The organism is Arthrobacter globiformis, assembly GCF_030815865.1.
Lineage (GTDB): Bacteria > Actinomycetota > Actinomycetes > Actinomycetales > Micrococcaceae > Arthrobacter > Arthrobacter globiformis_B.
This window is the reverse complement of record NZ_JAUSXI010000001.1, coordinates 263,325-280,658: the sequence shown is the minus strand read 5'-3', so window position 1 is coordinate 280,658 and position 17,334 is coordinate 263,325. Positions and strand designations below refer to the sequence as shown.

The window sequence follows — 17,334 nt, the reverse complement described above, 5'->3', positions numbered from 1 at the left end:
ACTCTAGTCTGCATAAGCGGCCCATGAAGTGACGGAGCTCACGGGCCAACGATTTCCGCTCAAGCAGCGGCGAATATTCAAAGGAGAATTCATGATCAAGTCGGCATTCACCCGTAGGTCCATCCTGGCCACGGGGTCAGGCCTTGCCCTGGCGCTGGCATTGACAGCGTGCGGCGGCAACGTTGCGGGTACCAGTTCGGCGGCGGACGCCAGCAAGTTCCCTTCGGGCCCGGTCACCCTCACCATCGGCGCCGATCCCGGCGGAAGCACGGACCTGATTGGCCGCGCACTGGCTGAGAATGCCAGCGGTCCCCTCGGGGCTCCCATCCCCGTCGTCAACAAGCCGGGTGCGAATGGCGCCTTGGCCACGAAGGAAGTCGGCGCAGCAAAGGCTGACGGGCAAACTCTAGTTATCCTGAACGCCTCCCTCTTCGCCATCACCCCGCTGGCTGTCTCCGCGGGCGAGACGGTGAAGATCGAGGACTATGAGGTCATCACCGGGATTTCCCAGGACGACTATGTCCTGGTCTCCAATGCCAGCTCGGGCATGAAGACCATGGACGACCTGACGAAGGCAGGCAAGAAGTTCAACTTCGCCACAACCGGCGTTGGAACAGGAAGCCAGCTGGCACAGGCCCTGCTGTTCAAGCAGGCCAAGATCGATGGTACTGATGTTCCTTTCGATGGCGGTTCCCCCGCCATGACGGCGGTCCTTGGCAACCAGGTTGACCTCGCCACCATCCAGCTCGCCGAGGCCATGCCGCAGATCAAGGCCGGCAAGCTTAACCCGATCGTGGTCTTCTCGAAGGAACGCAACCAGTACCTGCCGGACACGCCCACGGCCGTCGAGGCCGGCTATGACGTCCCGGTGTCCCAGTTCCGCGCGGTAGCAGCACCCAAGGGGACCCCGGAAGCTGTCGTAACGAAGCTGCGTGAGTCCTTCAAGAAGGCGTTCGAATCCGACGCCTACAAGGCATTCAACAAGCAGAACCTCTTCACCGCGGCAGAGATCGACGGCGATCAGGTCGCCAAAGACTGGTCAGACAACGCAGCCAAGTACAAGGAACTGACCGTGAAGTACGACGTCGATCTTGGCGGCGGCAAGTGATTTCCGCATCACATGAAGCAGTCCCCGGCGGCAGCGTTCACCACGCTGCCGCCGGGAACGGCACTTCCCCCGAAGCCCTCGAAGAGCTCGTCGAGCCGCTGACACCCGAACAGCTGGCCGCGGAGTGGGACGAGGAACGCCCCCCGCGCGCCGGTCCGCTTGCCAACGTGGCCGCAGCCGTCGCCGGAGCCACGCTTGGCGCCGCAGGCCTGGCAATGTCAGTGGGTATGGGGCTCGGCAGCCCCGAAAAGCCCGAACCAGGGCTGTGGCCGTTCATTATCAGCATCGTCATGATCGCCATGTCCGTATCCCTCCTCGTTTTCGGACGGAAGAAGCTGGACGCCGAGGCGTTCTCTTCATCAAGCTGGCAGGTTGCCGCCGGAGTGGCGACCCTGGTCGGGTTCGTCCTAGTGGTCGGAGTGGCCGGCTTTGAAATCCCCACCCTGCTGCTGACCTTCGTCTGGTTGAGATTCCTGGGCAAGGAAACCTGGAGGATGTCCATCGTGCTCAGCTTCGCCGTCACAGCGGCCTTCTACCTGATTTTCGTCGTGGCGCTTAGCGTGCCCATCCCACACCTGTTCTAGGGAATCTCATGGACTTTCTTGCACCGGTCATCAATGGTTTCGGCGTCGTGCTGGAACCGATGAACCTCCTCTACTGCCTCATCGGCGTCGTCATCGGAATGCTCATCGGCGTCCTGCCTGGCCTTGGCCCGGCAGCCACCATCGCCATACTCCTTCCGCTTACGTACGGCGTCGAGCCCGTGACAGCCATCATCATGCTCTCCGGCATCTTCTACGGCGCCCAATACGGCGGAACCATCACGTCCGTGCTTCTCCGACTGCCCGGCGAAGCATCCTCCGTAGTCACCGTCTTTGACGGCTTCGCCCTTGCCCGCCAGGGACGGGCCGGCACGGCCCTCGGCATCGCGGCCATCGGATCCTTCTTCGGCGGCACGGTCGCGATCATTGGACTCACCCTTTTGGCGCCCATCGTCGCCGGCTTCGCCCTTGACTTCGGGCCTCCCGAGTACACCGCCTTGGCCATGTTGGGCATCCTGCTGGTGGCAACAGTCAGCAACGGCAGCAAGCTCAAATCCATTATCGCTGCATCCCTCGGGCTGCTGCTGGCAACAGTAGGCCGTGACACCTTCACCGGCGAGGCACGCTTCACGTTCGACAACCTTTCCCTCGCCGACGGCCTCGACTTCGTGCCCATCGCCATGGGCATCTTCGGTCTGGGCGAAATCCTGTACAACCTGGAGGAGCGCCACAATAAGGTCCAAGCGCCGGCCAAAGTGGCGAATGTCTGGCCTTCCCGCAAGGACCTGAAGGAATCATCCGGGGCAATCGGCAGGGGCTCCCTGCTGGGCTTCTTCCTCGGGATCCTGCCCGGTGGCGGTGCAACTATTGCCTCACTCGCTGCCTACGCCATGGAAAAGAAGCGGGCCAAGAACCCCGAACGCTTTGGCCGTGGCGCCGTGGAAGGCGTCGCTGCGCCGGAAAGCGCCAACAACGCCGCAGCAACGTCCTCCTTCATTCCGCTGCTCACCCTGGGCATTCCCGCAAACGCCACCATGGCCATCATCTTCGGCGCCCTGCTGATCCAAGGCGTCACCCCGGGACCGCAGCTCGTCCAGAACGATCCGGAACTCTTCTGGGGCGTGGTCAACTCGATGTACATAGGCAACATCCTGTTGCTGATCATGAGCATCCCCCTGGTCGGCGTCTTCGTGAAGATCCTGCGCGTCCGGGCTGCCATCCTCGCCCCGATCACCGTGCTCATCACGCTGATCGGTGTCTACACCATCAACAACAGCATCTTTGATATTTGGCTGGTCATTGCCTTCGGCATTCTCGGCTACCTCATGAAGAAGTTCGGTTTCGAGCCCGGCCCGTTGGTGCTGGCCTTCGTCCTCGGTTCCCTCCTTGAGGAAAACCTCAGGCGCTCCCTCCTCGTCTTTGGAGGCGACGCCGCCGGATTCGTTAGCCGGCCAATCTCCGGAATTCTGCTGCTCGTGTTCGTCGTGGTGATGCTCTTGCCTCTGCTGCAGAAGGCCCTCAAGAGGACCCGGACCCCCGCACCCGCCGTCGAGGCCACACACGATGAAAAGGAAAAAGTATGACCATTCTGATCGGCTACTTGCCCACGCCCGAAGGCGAGGCGGCCCTTGAGGCAGGCATCGCCGAAGGCCAGCTACGACGCGAGAGCATCGTCATCCTCAACTCACCGCGCAAGGGAGCGCCCGTGGACCCTGCCCTCGCCTCCGTGGAGCAAGTCGCCGAGCTGCTGCGGCGCGCCGGAGTGGCCGGCGTCGAGGCCACAATCCGGCAGCCGGGCCACACCGACGACCTGACCGACGAGTTTATTGACATCGCCGACGAAATCGACGCTTCCCTGATTGTCATTGGCCTGCGCAGGAGGTCTCAGGTAGGAAAGTTCATCCTCGGGAGCCACTCCCAGCGGATCCTGTTGCAGGCCGACCGGCCAGTGCTGGCCGTCAAAGTCCGGGAAAAATCCTAACCCCATCCCATTGCAGTCCACGCCCGGCAGCGAACCTCATCCACCGGGCTCGAAGCCAGGAGTTACCAGAGCCGTGAACCACCCTCTCAGCCCGACCGGACCACACCGCATCAAGGACATCGCCATCACCCCGGTGGCATTCAAGGATCCGCCTCTCCTTAACGCGGTGGGCGTGCACGAGCCGTTTGCGCTGCGGGCCATCGTGGAGATCACCACCGACACAGGCTTCTCGGGCCTCGGAGAGACCTATGGGGATGCCCCGCACCTGAGCCGGCTAAAGCTCGCCGCGGAGGCCCTGGCTGGGACCGATGTTTTCAACATCAACGAGATACGCCAGCGGGTCACCCGGGCCCTCACGGCAGATTCCACCGTCGGTGGCCACGGTATGTCTGGAATGGTGACCGGCTCCAGCACGCCGGATCGAGTGCTGTCCCCTTTCGATGTGGCTTCCCTGGATATCCAGGGAAGGGTCCTGGGACGCCCTGTGAGCGACTTACTGGGAGGCGCTGTCCGGGACGAAATCGCCTTCAGTGGCTACCTCTTCTACAAGTGGGCAGGGCACCCTGGCCACGAGGAGGACTCCTGGGGGGCGGCAATGGATCCGGAAGGAATCGTCCGGCAGGCGCGGCGCATGGTGGATGAGTATGGATTCACCGCCCTGAAGCTCAAGGCAGGCGTCTTCCCTCCCGAGGAAGAAGTGGCAGCAATCAAGGCCCTCCGGGCCGAATTTCCGGACCTGCCACTGCGCATCGACCCCAATGCCGCCTGGACCGTCGACACGTCCATCCGGGTGGGCAAGGAACTCGACGGGGTCCTGGAATATCTTGAGGACCCCACCCCGGGCCTGGCCGGCATGGCTGAGGTGCGCCGCAACGTGTCCATGCCCCTCGCCACCAACATGTGCGTGGTCAGCTTCGGCGACGTGCCTCCCTCTGTCGAGGCCGGCTCAGTGGACGTCGTCCTCTCAGACCATCACTTCTGGGGCGGCCTCCGGCGGTCGCAGACCCTGGCCGGCATCTCGGAAACCTTCGGCCTTGGGCTGTCCATGCACTCCAACTCCCATCTGGGCATCAGCCTGGCAGCCATGGTTCACCTGGCCGCCGCCACGCCGAACCTGGACTACGCCTGCGACACCCACTGGCCCTGGAAAGACCCCGAGGAAGACGTCATCGTTCCCGGCCCCCTCGTTTTCCGAAACGGTGCTGTCGGTGTTCCAACCACCCCCGGACTGGGCGTGGAACTGAACCGCGAAGCCCTGGCCCGCCTCCACGAGCAGTACCTGCAGTCCGGCATGCTCAACCGCGACGACACCGGCTACATGCAGAGCGTCCAGCCCGACTACGAACTGATAACCCCGCGGTGGTGATTGACGGGCTCACTTCGACTGTCCGGCACCGCTTTCCGCCGACGCCTTGAGCTGACGGTGCGGCTTCGTGCATAAGCCGCACCGTCACGCATATGAGGGATAGGGATCGCTGAAAACGCCGGTCCCCTCGGCGGTGAAACTGCGCAGACCGTCCGTCTCGCCGCGGACGCCCAGCCATTCCCAAAAGGAATCAGCTGATACATAAATAAGCTTAGACAGGCATCGAATGGCCTTCTAATCTGAAAAGGAACCACACCACCCCGCCGTCCCCGGCGCCGACTCAAGGACAATCCCGTGGCTAAACTTTCACCCCAGGAACTCGCTAACACCCTCAAGGACGGGCTGCTGTCCTTCCCCGTGACCTCCTTCGATGCAGAGCTGCAGTTCGATGAGGAAAACTACCGCAAGCACCTGGCATGGCAGGCCAGCTACCCCGTTGCCGGCCTGTTTGCTGCCGGTGGCACGGGTGAGGGCTTCTCCCTCACCCCGGCCGAGTCGGCCCGCGTGGTCCGCGCCGCCGTCGAGGAAGTCGGCAGCACCGTCCCCGTTCTTGCTTCCGCCGGCGGTTCCACCGCCCAGGCCATCGAAAACGCCCAGGCCGCCGAGGCCGCCGGAGCCGAGGGCATCCTGCTGCTGCCGCCTTACCTGACCGAAGCGGACCAGGGCGGCCTGATCGAGCACGTCAGCGCGGTCTGCAGCTCCACGTCCCTCGGCGTCATCATCTACAACCGCGCCAACGCCATCTACAAGGACACCACCGTGGCCACCCTGGCCGACCGCCACGAGAACCTCATCGGGTTCAAAGACGGCGTGGGGGATCTCGAGCACGATGCGCGCGTCTACGCCAAGCTCGGCGACCGCCTGTTCTACCTGGGCGGCCTCCCCACGGCAGAGACCTTCGCGCTGCCGCTCCTGCAGCTGGGCATGAGCACCTACTCCAGCGCCATGTACAACTTCGTTCCGCAGTTCGCCCTGGACTTCTACCAGGACGTGCGCAACCAGGACCGCGTCGCCGTCAACCAGAAGCTCAACGACTTCGTGATCCCGTACCTGGACATCCGCGACCGGGTCAAGGGCTACTCCGTGTCCATCGTCAAGGGCGGCCTGGACGCCATCGGCCGCTCGGCCGGCGGGGTCCGTCCGCCGCTGCAGAACCTTGCGCCGCAGGACCTCGCAGACCTCAAAGCACTCATCGCCACCGTCTCCTGATCCACCCTCTCCTAGGAGTAACCACCGTGACCCTCACCGGACATTCCCTGATCGCAGGGCAGGCAGTCACAGGCGAAGGCAAGACCGCCTTCGGATTCAACCCCGCAACGAACGAACAGCTTGAGCCCACCTACACCCTGCTCACCGAAGAGCAGTTGAAGGCAGCCACCGCCGCCGCAGCTGATGCCTACGCGTCCTTCAGCACGCTCGACCCCGAGACGCACGCCGGCTTCCTGGAAGCCATCGCCGACAACATCGAAGCCATCGGCGACGAACTGATCGTCCGTGCCGGCCAGGAGACCGGCCTTCCGGCCGCGCGTCTGCAGGGCGAACGCGCCCGCACCACCGGACAGCTGCGGCTCTTCGCCAACGTGGTCCGCCAGGGTGACTTCCGCGGCGTGCGCATCGATCCGGCCCTCCCGGACCGGACGCCGCTGCCCCGCGCCGACATCCGCCAGCGCCAGATCCCGCTCGGTCCTGTCGCCGTCTTCGGCGCCAGCAACTTCCCGTTGGCCTTCTCGACGGCGGGCGGCGACACCGCCTCAGCCCTCGCCGCAGGCTGCCCCGTCGTCTTCAAGGCACACAACGCCCACCCCGGCACCAGCGAACTGGTGGGCCAGGCCATCGCCAAGGCCGTTGCTGACCTCGGTCTCCACCCGGGCGTCTTCTCCTTGATCTACGGCCCGGGCAGCAGCATCGGTCAGGCCCTCGTGGCGGACCCGGCCATCAAGGCCGTGGGCTTCACCGGGTCGCAGAGCGCCGGCATCGCCCTGATGCGCACCGCCGCCGCGCGCCCTGAGCCCATCCCCGTGTACGCGGAGATGTCCTCCCTGAACCCGGTTTTCGTCTTCCCTGGCGCCCTGAGCGGCTCGGCCGAACAGATTGGCGCCCTGGCGCAGCAGTACGTCACCGCCGTCACCGGCAGCTCCGGCCAGCTCTGCACCTCCCCCGGCCTGCTGTTCGCCCCCGCCGGTGAGGCGGGCGACAAACTGGCTGCCGCCGTCGGACGCGCTGTCTCCGCGTGCGCCGGCCAGACGATGCTCACGGCAGGCATCGCCGGCTCCTGGAACTCCGGCACGGAGGCGCTGGGCGCCGCCGAGAACGTGACGGTCGTGGGGACCGGAACCCCCGGCCCCACCGAGAACGCGCCGGCACCGGCCATCTACGGCACGGAAATCCGCGACTTCATCAGCAACGAGGTGCTGCACGCGGAAATCTTCGGCGCAGCCAGCCTGGTGATCCGCTACTCCTCCGCCGAGGAACTGGTGGAGGCCACCAACGGGATCGAGGGGCAGCTCACCGCTTCCCTGCAGCTCACCGAAGAGGACTACCCGACGGCGGCGCGCCTGATCCCCGCACTGGAACAGAAGGTGGGCCGCATCATTGTGAACGGCTGGCCCACCGGCGTCGAAGTTGGGCACGCCATGGTCCACGGCGGACCCTTCCCCGCCACCTCTGATGCGCGCACCACCTCGGTGGGTACGCTGGCCATTAACCGGTTCCTTCGGCCGGTCGCCTACCAGAACCTGCCCCAGGAACTGCTGCCCGCACCGCTGCAGGACGCCAACCCGTGGCACCTCAACCGCCGGATCGACGGCACAGTTATCGCTGCCGAGGCCGCTCAAACAGAGAAAGAGGGGGTCAACGCATGACCGCCCAGCCGACAATTGCCCGCGTGGAGGTAGTCCCGGTTGCGGGCTACGACAGCATGCTGATGAATCTCAGCGGCGCCCACGGGCCGTTCTTCACCCGGAACGTGGTCATCGTGACCGACTCCGACGGCCGAACCGGCCTCGGCGAGGTCCCGGGCGGCGAAAAGATCCGCACCACCATCGAGGAAGCCGGTGCGCTGATCGCCGGCAGGCCAGTGGCCCGCTACCGCTCGCTGCTGCGCGAGATCGCCGCGGAGTTCGCGGACCGCGACGCCGGCGGCCGCGGCCTGCAGACCTTCGACCTGCGCACCACTGTCCACGCTGTCACCGCCGTCGAGTCCGCACTGCTGGACCTGCACGGCCAGTTCCTTGGCGTCCCGGTGGCCGAACTGCTGGGCGACGGCCAGCAGCGCGCGTCCGTGCCGATGCTCGGCTACCTGTTCTTCGTCGGTGACCACAAGCGGACGAATCTTCCGTACCTCGTGGAGGACGCGCCGTCGGACCACTGGGAGGAACTGCGCCGTCAGGAGGCAATGACCCCCGAGGCCGTTGTTGCCCTGGCCGAGGCCGCGCAGGAGCGCTACGGCTTCAGCGACTTCAAGCTCAAGGGCGGCGTGCTGTCCGGCGACGACGAAGTGGACGTGGTCACCGCACTGGCCAAGCGCTTCCCCGATGCCCGCGTCACGCTGGACCCGAACGGCGGGTGGCTGCTCGAGGAAGCCATCCGGCTGGGCAAGCGGATGCAGGGCGTCGTGGCCTACGCCGAGGACCCCTGCGGCGCCGAGGGCCGCTTCTCCGGGCGCGAGGTCATGGCCGAGTTCCGCCGTGCCACCGGCCTGAAGACGGCCACCAACATGATCGCCACGGACTGGCGCGAAATGGCGCACGCCATCCGCAGCAACGCCGTGGATATCCCGCTGGCGGACCCGCACTTCTGGACCATGCACGGTTCTGTCCGGGTGGCGCAGCTGTGCAACGAGTTCGGCCTGACCTGGGGCTCACACTCGAACAACCACTTCGACATCTCACTGGCCTTGTTCACGCAGACCGGCGCAGCCGCGCCCGGCGAGATCACCGCGCTGGACACGCACTGGATCTGGCAGGACGGGCAGGGCCTCACCAAGAACCCGCTGCAGATCAAGGGCGGCGCCATCGAGGTTCCGGCCGCACCCGGGCTCGGCATCGAACTGGACCGTGAGGCACTGGACAAGGCGCACCAGCTGTACCTGCAGCACGGCCTGGACGCCCGTGACGACAGCATCGGCATGCAGTACTACATCGACGGCTGGTCCTTCGACCCGAAGCGTCCCTGCCTGGTCCGGTAGGCCGTTTCCGGCTGCCTTCCGGCAACGCTAGTAGATTTCCGCACATACAGATAAATAGAAGGGTCAAGAGTGGGCGGCGTTGTCTCCGGAATACTCATCGTTTCGGCAGTCATCGCCGTCGGTTACCTCGCAGCAAGGTTCCGCATTCTGGGTCCCGAGGTCCAGGGTACGCTGACCCGCACAGCCTTCTACATCACAAACCCCGCCCTGCTTTACAACGTGGTGGCCGGCTCGGACATCCGGGCCGCCCTCGGCACTGATGCCCCGCTGGCGCTGCTTTCGGCAGCGGCAGTGGGGCTTCTTTACTGGCTGCTCAGCTTCCTGTTCTTCCGCCGCCCCGCTGCGGAGACCGCCGTCGGCGCAATGGCCAGCAGTTACGCGAACGCCAACAACATCGGCATTCCGGTCTCGCTGTACGCCGTCGGCACAGCCCAGCATGTGGCACCGGTGCTGCTGGTGCAGCTCCTGGTTTTAGCCCCGTTCTACCTCACACTCCTGGGACTCTTCTCCGGTGCCCGGATTTCGTGGAAGAAAATGCTGCTCCAGCCGCTGTCCAACCCCATGATCATTGCCTCGGCGCTCGGCGCCGCGGTTGCGCTCACGGGCTGGCAGGAACCGGACCTGCTGCAGAAACCCATCGACATGCTGGCGGGCGGGGCCGTCCCCATGGTGCTTCTTGCCTTCGGCCTGTCGCTGGCCGGAAGGGCGCCCCTGCAGAAGGACGACGGCCGGACAGAGACCCTCGTGGCAACGTTCCTAAAGATCGCCGGCATGCCCGCGATCGTCTGGCTGTTGGGGCGTTTTGTCTTTGGCCTGGAGGGGCAGCATCTGCTGGCCAGCGTGATCATGGCGGCACTGCCCACGGCGCAGAACGTCTTCCTCTTCGCCTCACCCTATGGCCGGGGCATGACTGTGGCCCGCGACGTGATTCTCTGCACCACCATCCTGTGCATGGGGGCGCTGCTGGTTGTTGCCTGGGCCGCCGGGTAGGGAGTGGCATTCTTATTTGCCCCCATCTAACGTCACACAACGCGGCGGCATCCGGATCCGGATAAGCAACGACCTACCCTTGACTGGTGACTTTGACTAAGATCCGCACCGCCGCCGCGAGCTCCCTCGCCGCCGCAGGCCTCCTGTTTGCTCTCGCCGCCTGTTCCACACCGGCCGCCACCCAGCCATCCACCTCTGCGCCGGCTTCCCCGGCAACGGCTTCATCCAGCGCCGCCTCCGAGCCCTGCGCCGGTGTGAAGGTCGTCGTCGATTCGGGCGCCCTGAAGCAGGCTGCCGCTGATGCTTCCGTTTGCGTCCCTGTGGATGGGCCGACTCTCGCTTCCAAGGTGCTCGACGAGGCACAGGTGAAAACCGAGGGCACTGACGCTTATCCCAAGGAACTGGTGTGCCGTGTGAACGGTGTGCCCGCCGCAGACTTCGACATTGCGCACAAGGGCGGCACGTACCGGGAAGAATGCAAGAAGATGCCCGCCGCCTTTGCCTACTGGTCGCTCTGGGTTAAGCCGGCCACCGGCGCCTGGGCATACGCGCAGGAAGGCCTCGCCACCCTGAAGGTGAGCCCGGGCCAGAGCCTGGAACTGCTCTACACGGTCGACGGCGCACCGGCCACACCCGCGGCGTGACCTTTCGACCCGCGCCGTTACGCGCAGCGGCGGCTCTCGCCGTCGTATTCATCGCGGCGCGGGTCATCTACCGCATCCTTTTCAACGGGGCGGGCACCGGTGGCCCGGTCCTGCTCAACATGCCGCCGGTGCTGCTGCCTGCTCCGTACGCCCACGTGGTCCTCCTCGGTCCGGTAACGGCACTTGGCCTGTGGGAGGCGGTCCTGTCTGCCCTGCCGATTGCCGGGATGATCCTCGGTTTCGGCATGCTCAACGCCTGGGTGGATGTGGCCCGCGTCTTCGTGCGCCTGGCCCGCGGCGGCCCCATGCAGGGCATTGCCCGGATGCTTGTGGTGGCTTGGGCGGCGCTCCCGGCGCTCTCGGACGCCGTGAACTCCGTGCGCCTGGCTTTTCGACTGCGGGGCGAACGCTTCGGACCCCGTGCCCTTGTTCCCGTGCTTGAGCGCACTCTCGAGCACGCCGGCCGGGTTGCCGCGGCCCTGGAGCTGCGCGGATTCGGGAGCCGGGCAGCACACCAGCGCGGCCGCGGTATCGAAGCACCGGTTCTGGTCCGGGACGCGCAATTCCGCATTGGTGACGCCCAGGTGCGCGTCGCCGGGTTCGCACCGACGAGTGGGTCAATTACGGTCATTACCGGGCCCACGGGCTCCGGAAAGTCCACGATCCTGCGAGGTATCGCGGGCCTCCTCTCACACATTGACGGTGGAGAAGTTTCCGGCACGCTGCGCGTTGCCGGAGCCGACCGTGCCACCACGCCGCCGCGCGATACCGCCCGCCTCATCGGCGTCGTATTGCAGAATCCCCGCGCCGCATTTGCCACCAGCCGGGTCCGGGACGAAATCTCCCTCGCACTTGAGCTGCGCGGCATGGCGGCCGGTACCGCCAAGGCCTGGGTGCTGGAGGTTGCCGAGCGTATCGGGGTGTCGGCGCTGCTGGACCGGAATCTCAGCACCCTCTCGGCGGGTGAGGCAACGCTCGTAGCCATCGCCGCCGCAGTGGTGGAGCATCCGGCCCTGCTCCTGGTTGACGAGCCGCTTGCCGACCTCGACACCGCAGCACGCGGACGCGTCATCGCCGTGCTCAACGCCCTCGCCCGCGAAGCGGGTGTCTGCGTCATCGTGGCAGAGCACCGGGCGGAATCGCTCGTACCCGTTGCCGACTCGTGGTGGACCATCGACGACGGCGCCCTGGTGCCGGGTGTTGCGCCATCCGCGCCTTCGCGCCCGGTCGTTGCCCGCCCGACGCCGCCACAGCCGGCGGAGCACGTGCCCGTGCTGACTGCGACAAAGCTCGCGGTGCGCCGCGAGGGCAAGCCGCTCGTGCGCAGCGCGTCCCTGACCCTGCACCGCGGTGAAGTGGTCGCCCTGGTGGGCCCGAACGGTGCCGGGAAGTCCTCCCTCCTTGTGGCACTCGCCCTCGGTGAAGGCATACTCGGTGAAAGTACTGTCGACGGCGGCCGTGTGGCCCTTGTGCCGGACGCCTCGGACGATCTTTTCACCAGGGATACCGTCGCGGCAGAACTCCGCGCGGCCGATCGGCGCGCGCGGCGTCGCACTGACTCACGAGCTGCGGATTCAGTGCCCGCGGTTTCACGCCTTGCCCGTTTGCGGGGCGACGCCCGGATTCCCATTGGACACGAACACCCCCGGGACCTCTCTGCAGGGGAGCGCAGGATCCTTGCCATAGCGCTGCAGACAATGGACCACCCTCAGGTACTCCTCATCGATGAGCCCACCCGCGGACTCGATCCGGCGGCGCGCACGGCAGTCGCAGCGGCGCTGCAGGCTGCGGCGGACGACGGCGCCGCTGTCCTGTTTGCCACCCACGACCTGGACTTTGCGCATGGCCTCGGCACCCGGATCCTCCCGATGCGCGACGGTGTCGCGCCCTATACGGGGACAGAAGCCGCCGCCCCTGCCACTGCCCCCGCAGCGCAGCCCATCGAAACAGCGCTACCTGCTAAAGCCCCACCGTTCATGGACCGGCGGCCGGACATGCCAGCTGCCGAGAAGGCCCGCCGCGTCCGGATGCCACGGGCTGCGGAGCTCACAGTTCTCGGAGCTGCAAACCTTCTCGCCCTCGCCGCATTCTGCTGGCCCTTGCTTGCCGCAGCCCTCCCGGAGGATGCCGCCGCGGCCGTTCCCTACGCGGCGCTGGCCATTGCACCCCTAGCCGTCGTTGCCATCATCGTGTCCCTGGACGGCTCGGTCCGCTCCGCACATACGGTGGCGTTGCTCGGCGTCCTGGCAGCCGTCGGCTCGGCGGTGCGGGTGGCCAGCACCGGCGTCGGGGGTGTGGAGGCAGTCTTTATCCTGCTGATCCTGGCCGGCCGGGCCTTTGGTGCGCGTTTCGGCATGCTCCTCGGCGCAGCCACCATCGCTGTCTCAAGCGCCCTGTGGAGTGGCATCGGCCCGTGGTCACCGTTCCAAATTTTCGCCTGTGCGTGGGTGGGGGCCGGGGCAGGCCTGCTCCCCCGCCGGGTGCGCGGGCGGGCTGAATTATGGATGCTGTGCGGCTACGGCGTCGTGGCGTCCTACGTGTTCGGCCTGCTGACCAATCTGTGGTTCTGGCCCTTTGCGGTAGGGGCCGGCACCGGCATCTCCTATGTGCCCGGAGCACCGCTGGCCACCAACCTGAGCAGCTTCCTGCTCTACTCGCTTTTGACGTCGACGGCGGGCTGGGACACCCTGCGTGCCGTCACCACGATCGTCGGAATCACTGTGGTGGGGCGGGCCATCCTCGCCGCGCTCCGGCGGGTGAAGCCGGTCTCCAGCCCGGGCGGAAGCGCGGGCGGTCAAGCCGCGCGCACTCGATCCTCCCGGGCCAGGGACCGGCGTCAACTCACACCTTGAAGTACTTCGCCTCTGGGTGGTGGAACACGAACGCGTCGGTGGACTGTTCGGGGTGCAACATCAGCTCATCGCTCAGGATCACGCCCATCCGCTCGGGGTGCAGCAGTTCCACCACCTTGCGGCGGTCCTCCATGTCCGGGCACGCGGGGTATCCGAGCGAGAACCGCGCACCGCGGTAGTCGAGCTTGAACAGGCCAGCCTTGTCCTTCGGCTCCTCGGCTGCGAAACCGAGCTCCGAGCGGATTCGCGCATGCCAGAACTCCGCAAGCGCCTCGGTGAGCTGCATGACCAAACCGTTGAGCTCGTAGTAATCACGGTAGTGATTGCCCTTGAACAGCTCCGCGGTCACCTCATCGACATTGCCGCCGGCGGTGACCAGCTGCACTGGCAGCACGTCCACCTGCCCCGCCTCGCGCGAGCGCACGAAGTCGGCGAGGCACAGGTGCCGGTCGCGGCGCTGGCGCGGGAAGTCGAAACGCAGCCGCTCGGTGCCGAGCGGACCGCCTGAGCCGCCATCTGGGGCGAGCAGCCCCGCGGTGCCGAGGACGCCGTCGCGATCCTCTCCGTGGTGCAGCACCACCACCTGTTCCCCCTCGGAGACCGCCGGGAAATAGCCATACGCGACGGACGCGTCGAGCATTCCCTCGGCGAGGATGCGGTCCATCCAGTACCGCAGGCGCGGCCGGCCCTCGCGTTCCACCAGTTCCTCATAGGAGGCGCCGTCCTCGCCGCGGCCGGGCTTGAGCCCCCACTGCCCCATGAAGGTGGCGCGCTCATCGAGGAAAGCCGCGAAGTCGTGGAGTGCCACGCCGCGCACGATGCGCGTGCCCCAGAACGGCGGCGAAGGCACGTGATTGTCGGCGGCGACGTCGGAACGGCCGGGCATGGCCTCCGGCTCGGTCAATGTGACCTTCGCACCCGTCCGGTGGAGGCGCTTCTTCAAAGCGGGGAGTCCGACGGCGTCCGGCGCCTCGCCGCGCGCAACGCGCACCAGCGGCTCCATCAGCGAAAGGCCCTCGAAGGCGTCCTTCGCGTACCGGACCTCGCCGTCGAACTGGCCCGCCAGGTCCTGCTCGACGTAGGCGCGGGTCAGGGCTGCGCCACCGAGGATCACCGGCCACTTCTTCCCAAGGCCCCGGGACTGCAGCTCCGCAAGGTTCTCCTTCATCACGACCGTGGACTTCACAAGCAGGCCCGACATGCCGATCACATCGGCGTCGTGTTCCTCCGCCGCGGCGATGATGTCGGCGATCGGCTGCTTGATGCCGAGGTTGATCACCTTGTAGCCGTTGTTGGTGAGGATGATGTCCACCAGGTTCTTGCCGATGTCGTGAACATCGCCGCGCACGGTGGCGATCACCATGGTGCCCTTGCCCGAAGCATCCGACTTCTCCATGTGCGGCTCGAGCAGCGCGACGGCGTTTTTCATCACCTCGGCGGACTGCAGCACGAACGGCAGCTGCATCTCGCCGGCCCCGAAGCGTTCGCCGACAACCTTCATGCCCTCGAGCAGATAGTCGTTGATGATGCCGAGCGGGGTCATGCCTTCGCTGCGGGCAAGGTCGAGGTCCTCTTCGAGGCCCTTGCCCTCGCCGTCGATGATGCGCCGCTGCAGGCGTTCCCCGGTGGGCAGCGCCGCGAGTTCCGCCGCGCGCTGGTCTCGCAGCGCCGCGGTGTCGACGCCGGCGAACATGTCCAGCATGCTCGCCAGCGGGTCGTACGTGACATTGCCGTCGGCGTCGTATTCGCGGCGATCCCAGACGAGGTCCAGCGCCACCTGGCGCTGCTCTTCGGGCAGTGACGCGAGCGGCACGATCTTGGCGGCGTCGATGATGCCGCTGGACAGGCCTGCCTGCACGGCCTCGTGCAGGAACACCGAGTTCAGGGCGATGCGCGCTGCCGGGTTCAGGCCAAAGGACACGTTCGAGACGCCGAGCGTGGTGTGGATGCCGGGGTACTTAGTGGTGATCTGGCGGATGGCCTCGATCGTTTCGATGCCGTCCCGGCGGGTCTCTTCCTGGCCGGTGGCGATGGGGAAGGTCAGGCAGTCGACGATGATGTCTTCTACCCGCATCCCCCATTCACCCACCAGGGCTTCGACGAGGCGCGAGGCAATCGCCACCTTGCCCTCGGTGGTGCGTGCCTGGCCGTGCTCGTCGATGGTCAGGGCGATCACGGCGGTACCGTGCTCCTTCACGAGCGGCATGATGCGCGCGAAACGGCTCTCGGGGCCGTCGCCGTCCTCATAGTTGACGGAGTTGATGACCGGGCGCCCGCCGATGTGTTCGAGCCCGGCCTGCAGCACGGGCGGTTCGGTAGAGTCGATGACGAGCGGGAGCGTGGAGGCCGAAGCGAAACGTGAGACGACCTCCTTGATGTCCGCGACGCCGTCACGCCCCACGTAGTCAATGCACACATCGAGCAGGTGCGCGCCAACACGGATTTGCTCACGGGCAATATCGACACAGTCATCCCAGCGCTCTTCGAGCATCGCCTGGCGGAAGGCCTTGGAACCGTTGGCGTTGGTGCGCTCACCGATGGCGAGGTACGAGGATTCCTGGTCGAAATTCACGTGCTGGTAGAGGGAGGCGATGCCGGCTTCCCGCTCGGTGGGAACGCGGCCACCGTCTTTTCCACGCCCGCCGCTGGTGACGGCGGCACTGCTGCGGAAGGGCGCAAGGCGTTCGACGACGGCGGCCATGTGTTCCGGCGTCGTACCGCAACATCCGCCCACGAGGCCCAGGCCGAATTCCCGCACAAACTGCTCGTGCGAGGTGGCGAGTTCGGAAGGCGACAGCGGATAGTGCGCACCGTCGGCGGTGAGGACCGGCAGGCCTGCATTGGGCATGCAGGCGATCGCCACGGAGGACTGCTTGGACAGGTGGCGCAGGTGCTCGCTCATCTCATCCGGCCCGGTGGCACAGTTCAGGCCGATGGCGTCGACGCCGAGCGGCTCAAGCGCGGTGAGCGCCGCGCCGATCTCGGATCCCATCAGCATGGTTCCGGTGGTCTCGACAGTCACCTCGACGAAGATGGGAAGCCGGACGCCGCGGGCCACGATCGCCTGCTTGCAACCGTTGACCGCGGCTTTGGTCTGCAGGAGGTCCTGGCTCGTCTCGATGAGGAATGCGTCCGCTCCGCCGGCGATGAGGCCCTCGGCCTGCAGGGCGAAGGTCTGTTTGAGGTAGTCGTAGCTGGTGTGCCCGAGGCTGGGGAGCTTGGTGCCAGGCCCCATCGAGCCCAGGACCCACCGCATCCGTCCGTCTGCGGCTTCCGCGGCCTCCGCACGCTCGCGGGCGATCTCTGCGCCCTTCCGGGCGAGCTCTTCAATGCGGTCGTCGATGCCGTAGTCGGAGAGATTTGACCAGTTCGCACCGAAGGTGTTGGTTTCGACGGCATCGATTCCCACCGCATAGTACGCGTCATGAATGTCCGCGATGACGTCCGGACGCGTGACGTTGAGAATCTCGTTACAGCCTTCCAGCCCTTGGAAATCGACGTCGAGCGACAGTTCCCGGTCCTGCAGCATGGTGCCCATCGCCCCATCGGCAATGACGACCCGCTGGTTCACTGCATCCAGAAGCGATTGGGAGCGAACGGGGCGGGGGACGGAGTCTATATCGAGCGCAAAACGAGGCATGTAAACAGACTACGGCCGGCGGCCG

General features: G+C 66.1%; 12 protein-coding genes. 11 read left to right on the top strand and 1 reads right to left on the bottom strand.

What is annotated here, in order from left to right:
• Nucleotides 1-94: 94 nt before the first annotated feature.
• The 11 genes from QFZ33_RS01310 (at nt 95) to QFZ33_RS01260 (ending at nt 13,669) form a co-directional block, all read left to right on the top strand.
• A complete protein-coding gene (locus QFZ33_RS01310; RefSeq protein ID WP_373427324.1) occupies nt 95-1,108 on the top strand; it encodes a tripartite tricarboxylate transporter substrate binding protein in 1,014 nt (337 codons plus the stop codon).
• The gene (locus QFZ33_RS01305) at nt 1,105-1,692 is read left to right on the top strand and encodes a tripartite tricarboxylate transporter TctB family protein (protein WP_307024139.1); all 588 of its coding nucleotides are present in this window, start codon (nt 1,105-1,107) and stop codon (nt 1,690-1,692) included. Before QFZ33_RS01310 ends, QFZ33_RS01305 begins: the two co-directional genes overlap by 4 nt.
• Before the next feature lie 8 nt (nt 1,693-1,700).
• Nucleotides 1,701-3,233 carry a tripartite tricarboxylate transporter permease gene (locus tag QFZ33_RS01300; RefSeq protein WP_307024137.1) on the top strand — a complete coding sequence of 511 codons (1,533 nt, stop codon included), beginning with the start codon at nt 1,701-1,703 and terminating at the stop codon, nt 3,231-3,233.
• Nucleotides 3,230-3,631, top strand: a complete 402-nt coding sequence (locus tag QFZ33_RS01295; protein WP_307024135.1) for a universal stress protein — start codon at nt 3,230-3,232, stop codon at nt 3,629-3,631. The genes QFZ33_RS01300 and QFZ33_RS01295 overlap by 4 nt, the downstream gene beginning before the upstream one ends.
• 73 nt (nt 3,632-3,704) lie before the next feature.
• Nucleotides 3,705-4,997 carry a glucarate dehydratase family protein gene (locus QFZ33_RS01290; protein ID WP_307024133.1) on the top strand — a complete coding sequence of 431 codons (1,293 nt, stop codon included), beginning with the start codon at nt 3,705-3,707 and terminating at the stop codon, nt 4,995-4,997.
• A 294-nt stretch (nt 4,998-5,291) separates the two neighbouring features.
• Nucleotides 5,292-6,206, top strand: a complete 915-nt coding sequence (gene kdgD, locus QFZ33_RS01285; protein ID WP_307024131.1) for a 5-dehydro-4-deoxyglucarate dehydratase — start codon at nt 5,292-5,294, stop codon at nt 6,204-6,206.
• A gap of 26 nt (nt 6,207-6,232) precedes the next feature.
• A complete protein-coding gene (locus QFZ33_RS01280; RefSeq protein ID WP_307024129.1) occupies nt 6,233-7,858 on the top strand; it encodes an aldehyde dehydrogenase (NADP(+)) in 1,626 nt (541 codons plus the stop codon).
• Nucleotides 7,855-9,183, top strand: a complete 1,329-nt coding sequence (locus tag QFZ33_RS01275; RefSeq protein ID WP_307024127.1) for an enolase C-terminal domain-like protein — start codon at nt 7,855-7,857, stop codon at nt 9,181-9,183. Before QFZ33_RS01280 ends, QFZ33_RS01275 begins: the two co-directional genes overlap by 4 nt.
• 69 nt (nt 9,184-9,252) lie before the next feature.
• A complete protein-coding gene (locus tag QFZ33_RS01270; protein ID WP_307024126.1) occupies nt 9,253-10,173 on the top strand; it encodes an AEC family transporter in 921 nt (306 codons plus the stop codon).
• An 86-nt stretch (nt 10,174-10,259) separates the two neighbouring features.
• Entirely contained in the window at nt 10,260-10,817 is a 558-nt protein-coding gene (locus tag QFZ33_RS01265) for a hypothetical protein (RefSeq protein ID WP_307024124.1), read from the top strand.
• Nucleotides 10,814-13,669, top strand: coding sequence for an ATP-binding cassette domain-containing protein (locus tag QFZ33_RS01260; RefSeq protein ID WP_307024121.1), 2,856 nt, complete (start codon nt 10,814-10,816; stop codon nt 13,667-13,669). The genes QFZ33_RS01265 and QFZ33_RS01260 overlap by 4 nt, the downstream gene beginning before the upstream one ends.
• On the opposite strand, the gene metH is transcribed toward QFZ33_RS01260, so the two are convergent.
• Nucleotides 13,659-17,309, bottom strand: coding sequence for a methionine synthase (metH, locus tag QFZ33_RS01255; RefSeq protein WP_307024118.1), 3,651 nt, complete (start codon nt 17,307-17,309; stop codon nt 13,659-13,661). The genes QFZ33_RS01260 and metH overlap by 11 nt on opposite strands.
• Nucleotides 17,310-17,334: the final 25 nt, after the last annotated feature.

Excerpts from the sequence above, each read along its gene's own strand:
- QFZ33_RS01300 (WP_307024137.1), top strand. The coding sequence starts at position 1,701 with ATGGACTTTCTTGCACCGGTCATCAATGGTTTCGGCGTCGTGCTGGAA.
- QFZ33_RS01295 (WP_307024135.1), top strand. The coding sequence starts at position 3,230 with ATGACCATTCTGATCGGCTACTTGCCCACGCCCGAAGGCGAGGCGGCC.
- QFZ33_RS01275 (WP_307024127.1), top strand. The coding sequence starts at position 7,855 with ATGACCGCCCAGCCGACAATTGCCCGCGTGGAGGTAGTCCCGGTTGCG.
- metH (WP_307024118.1), bottom strand. The coding sequence starts at position 17,309 with ATGCCTCGTTTTGCGCTCGATATAGACTCCGTCCCCCGCCCCGTTCGC.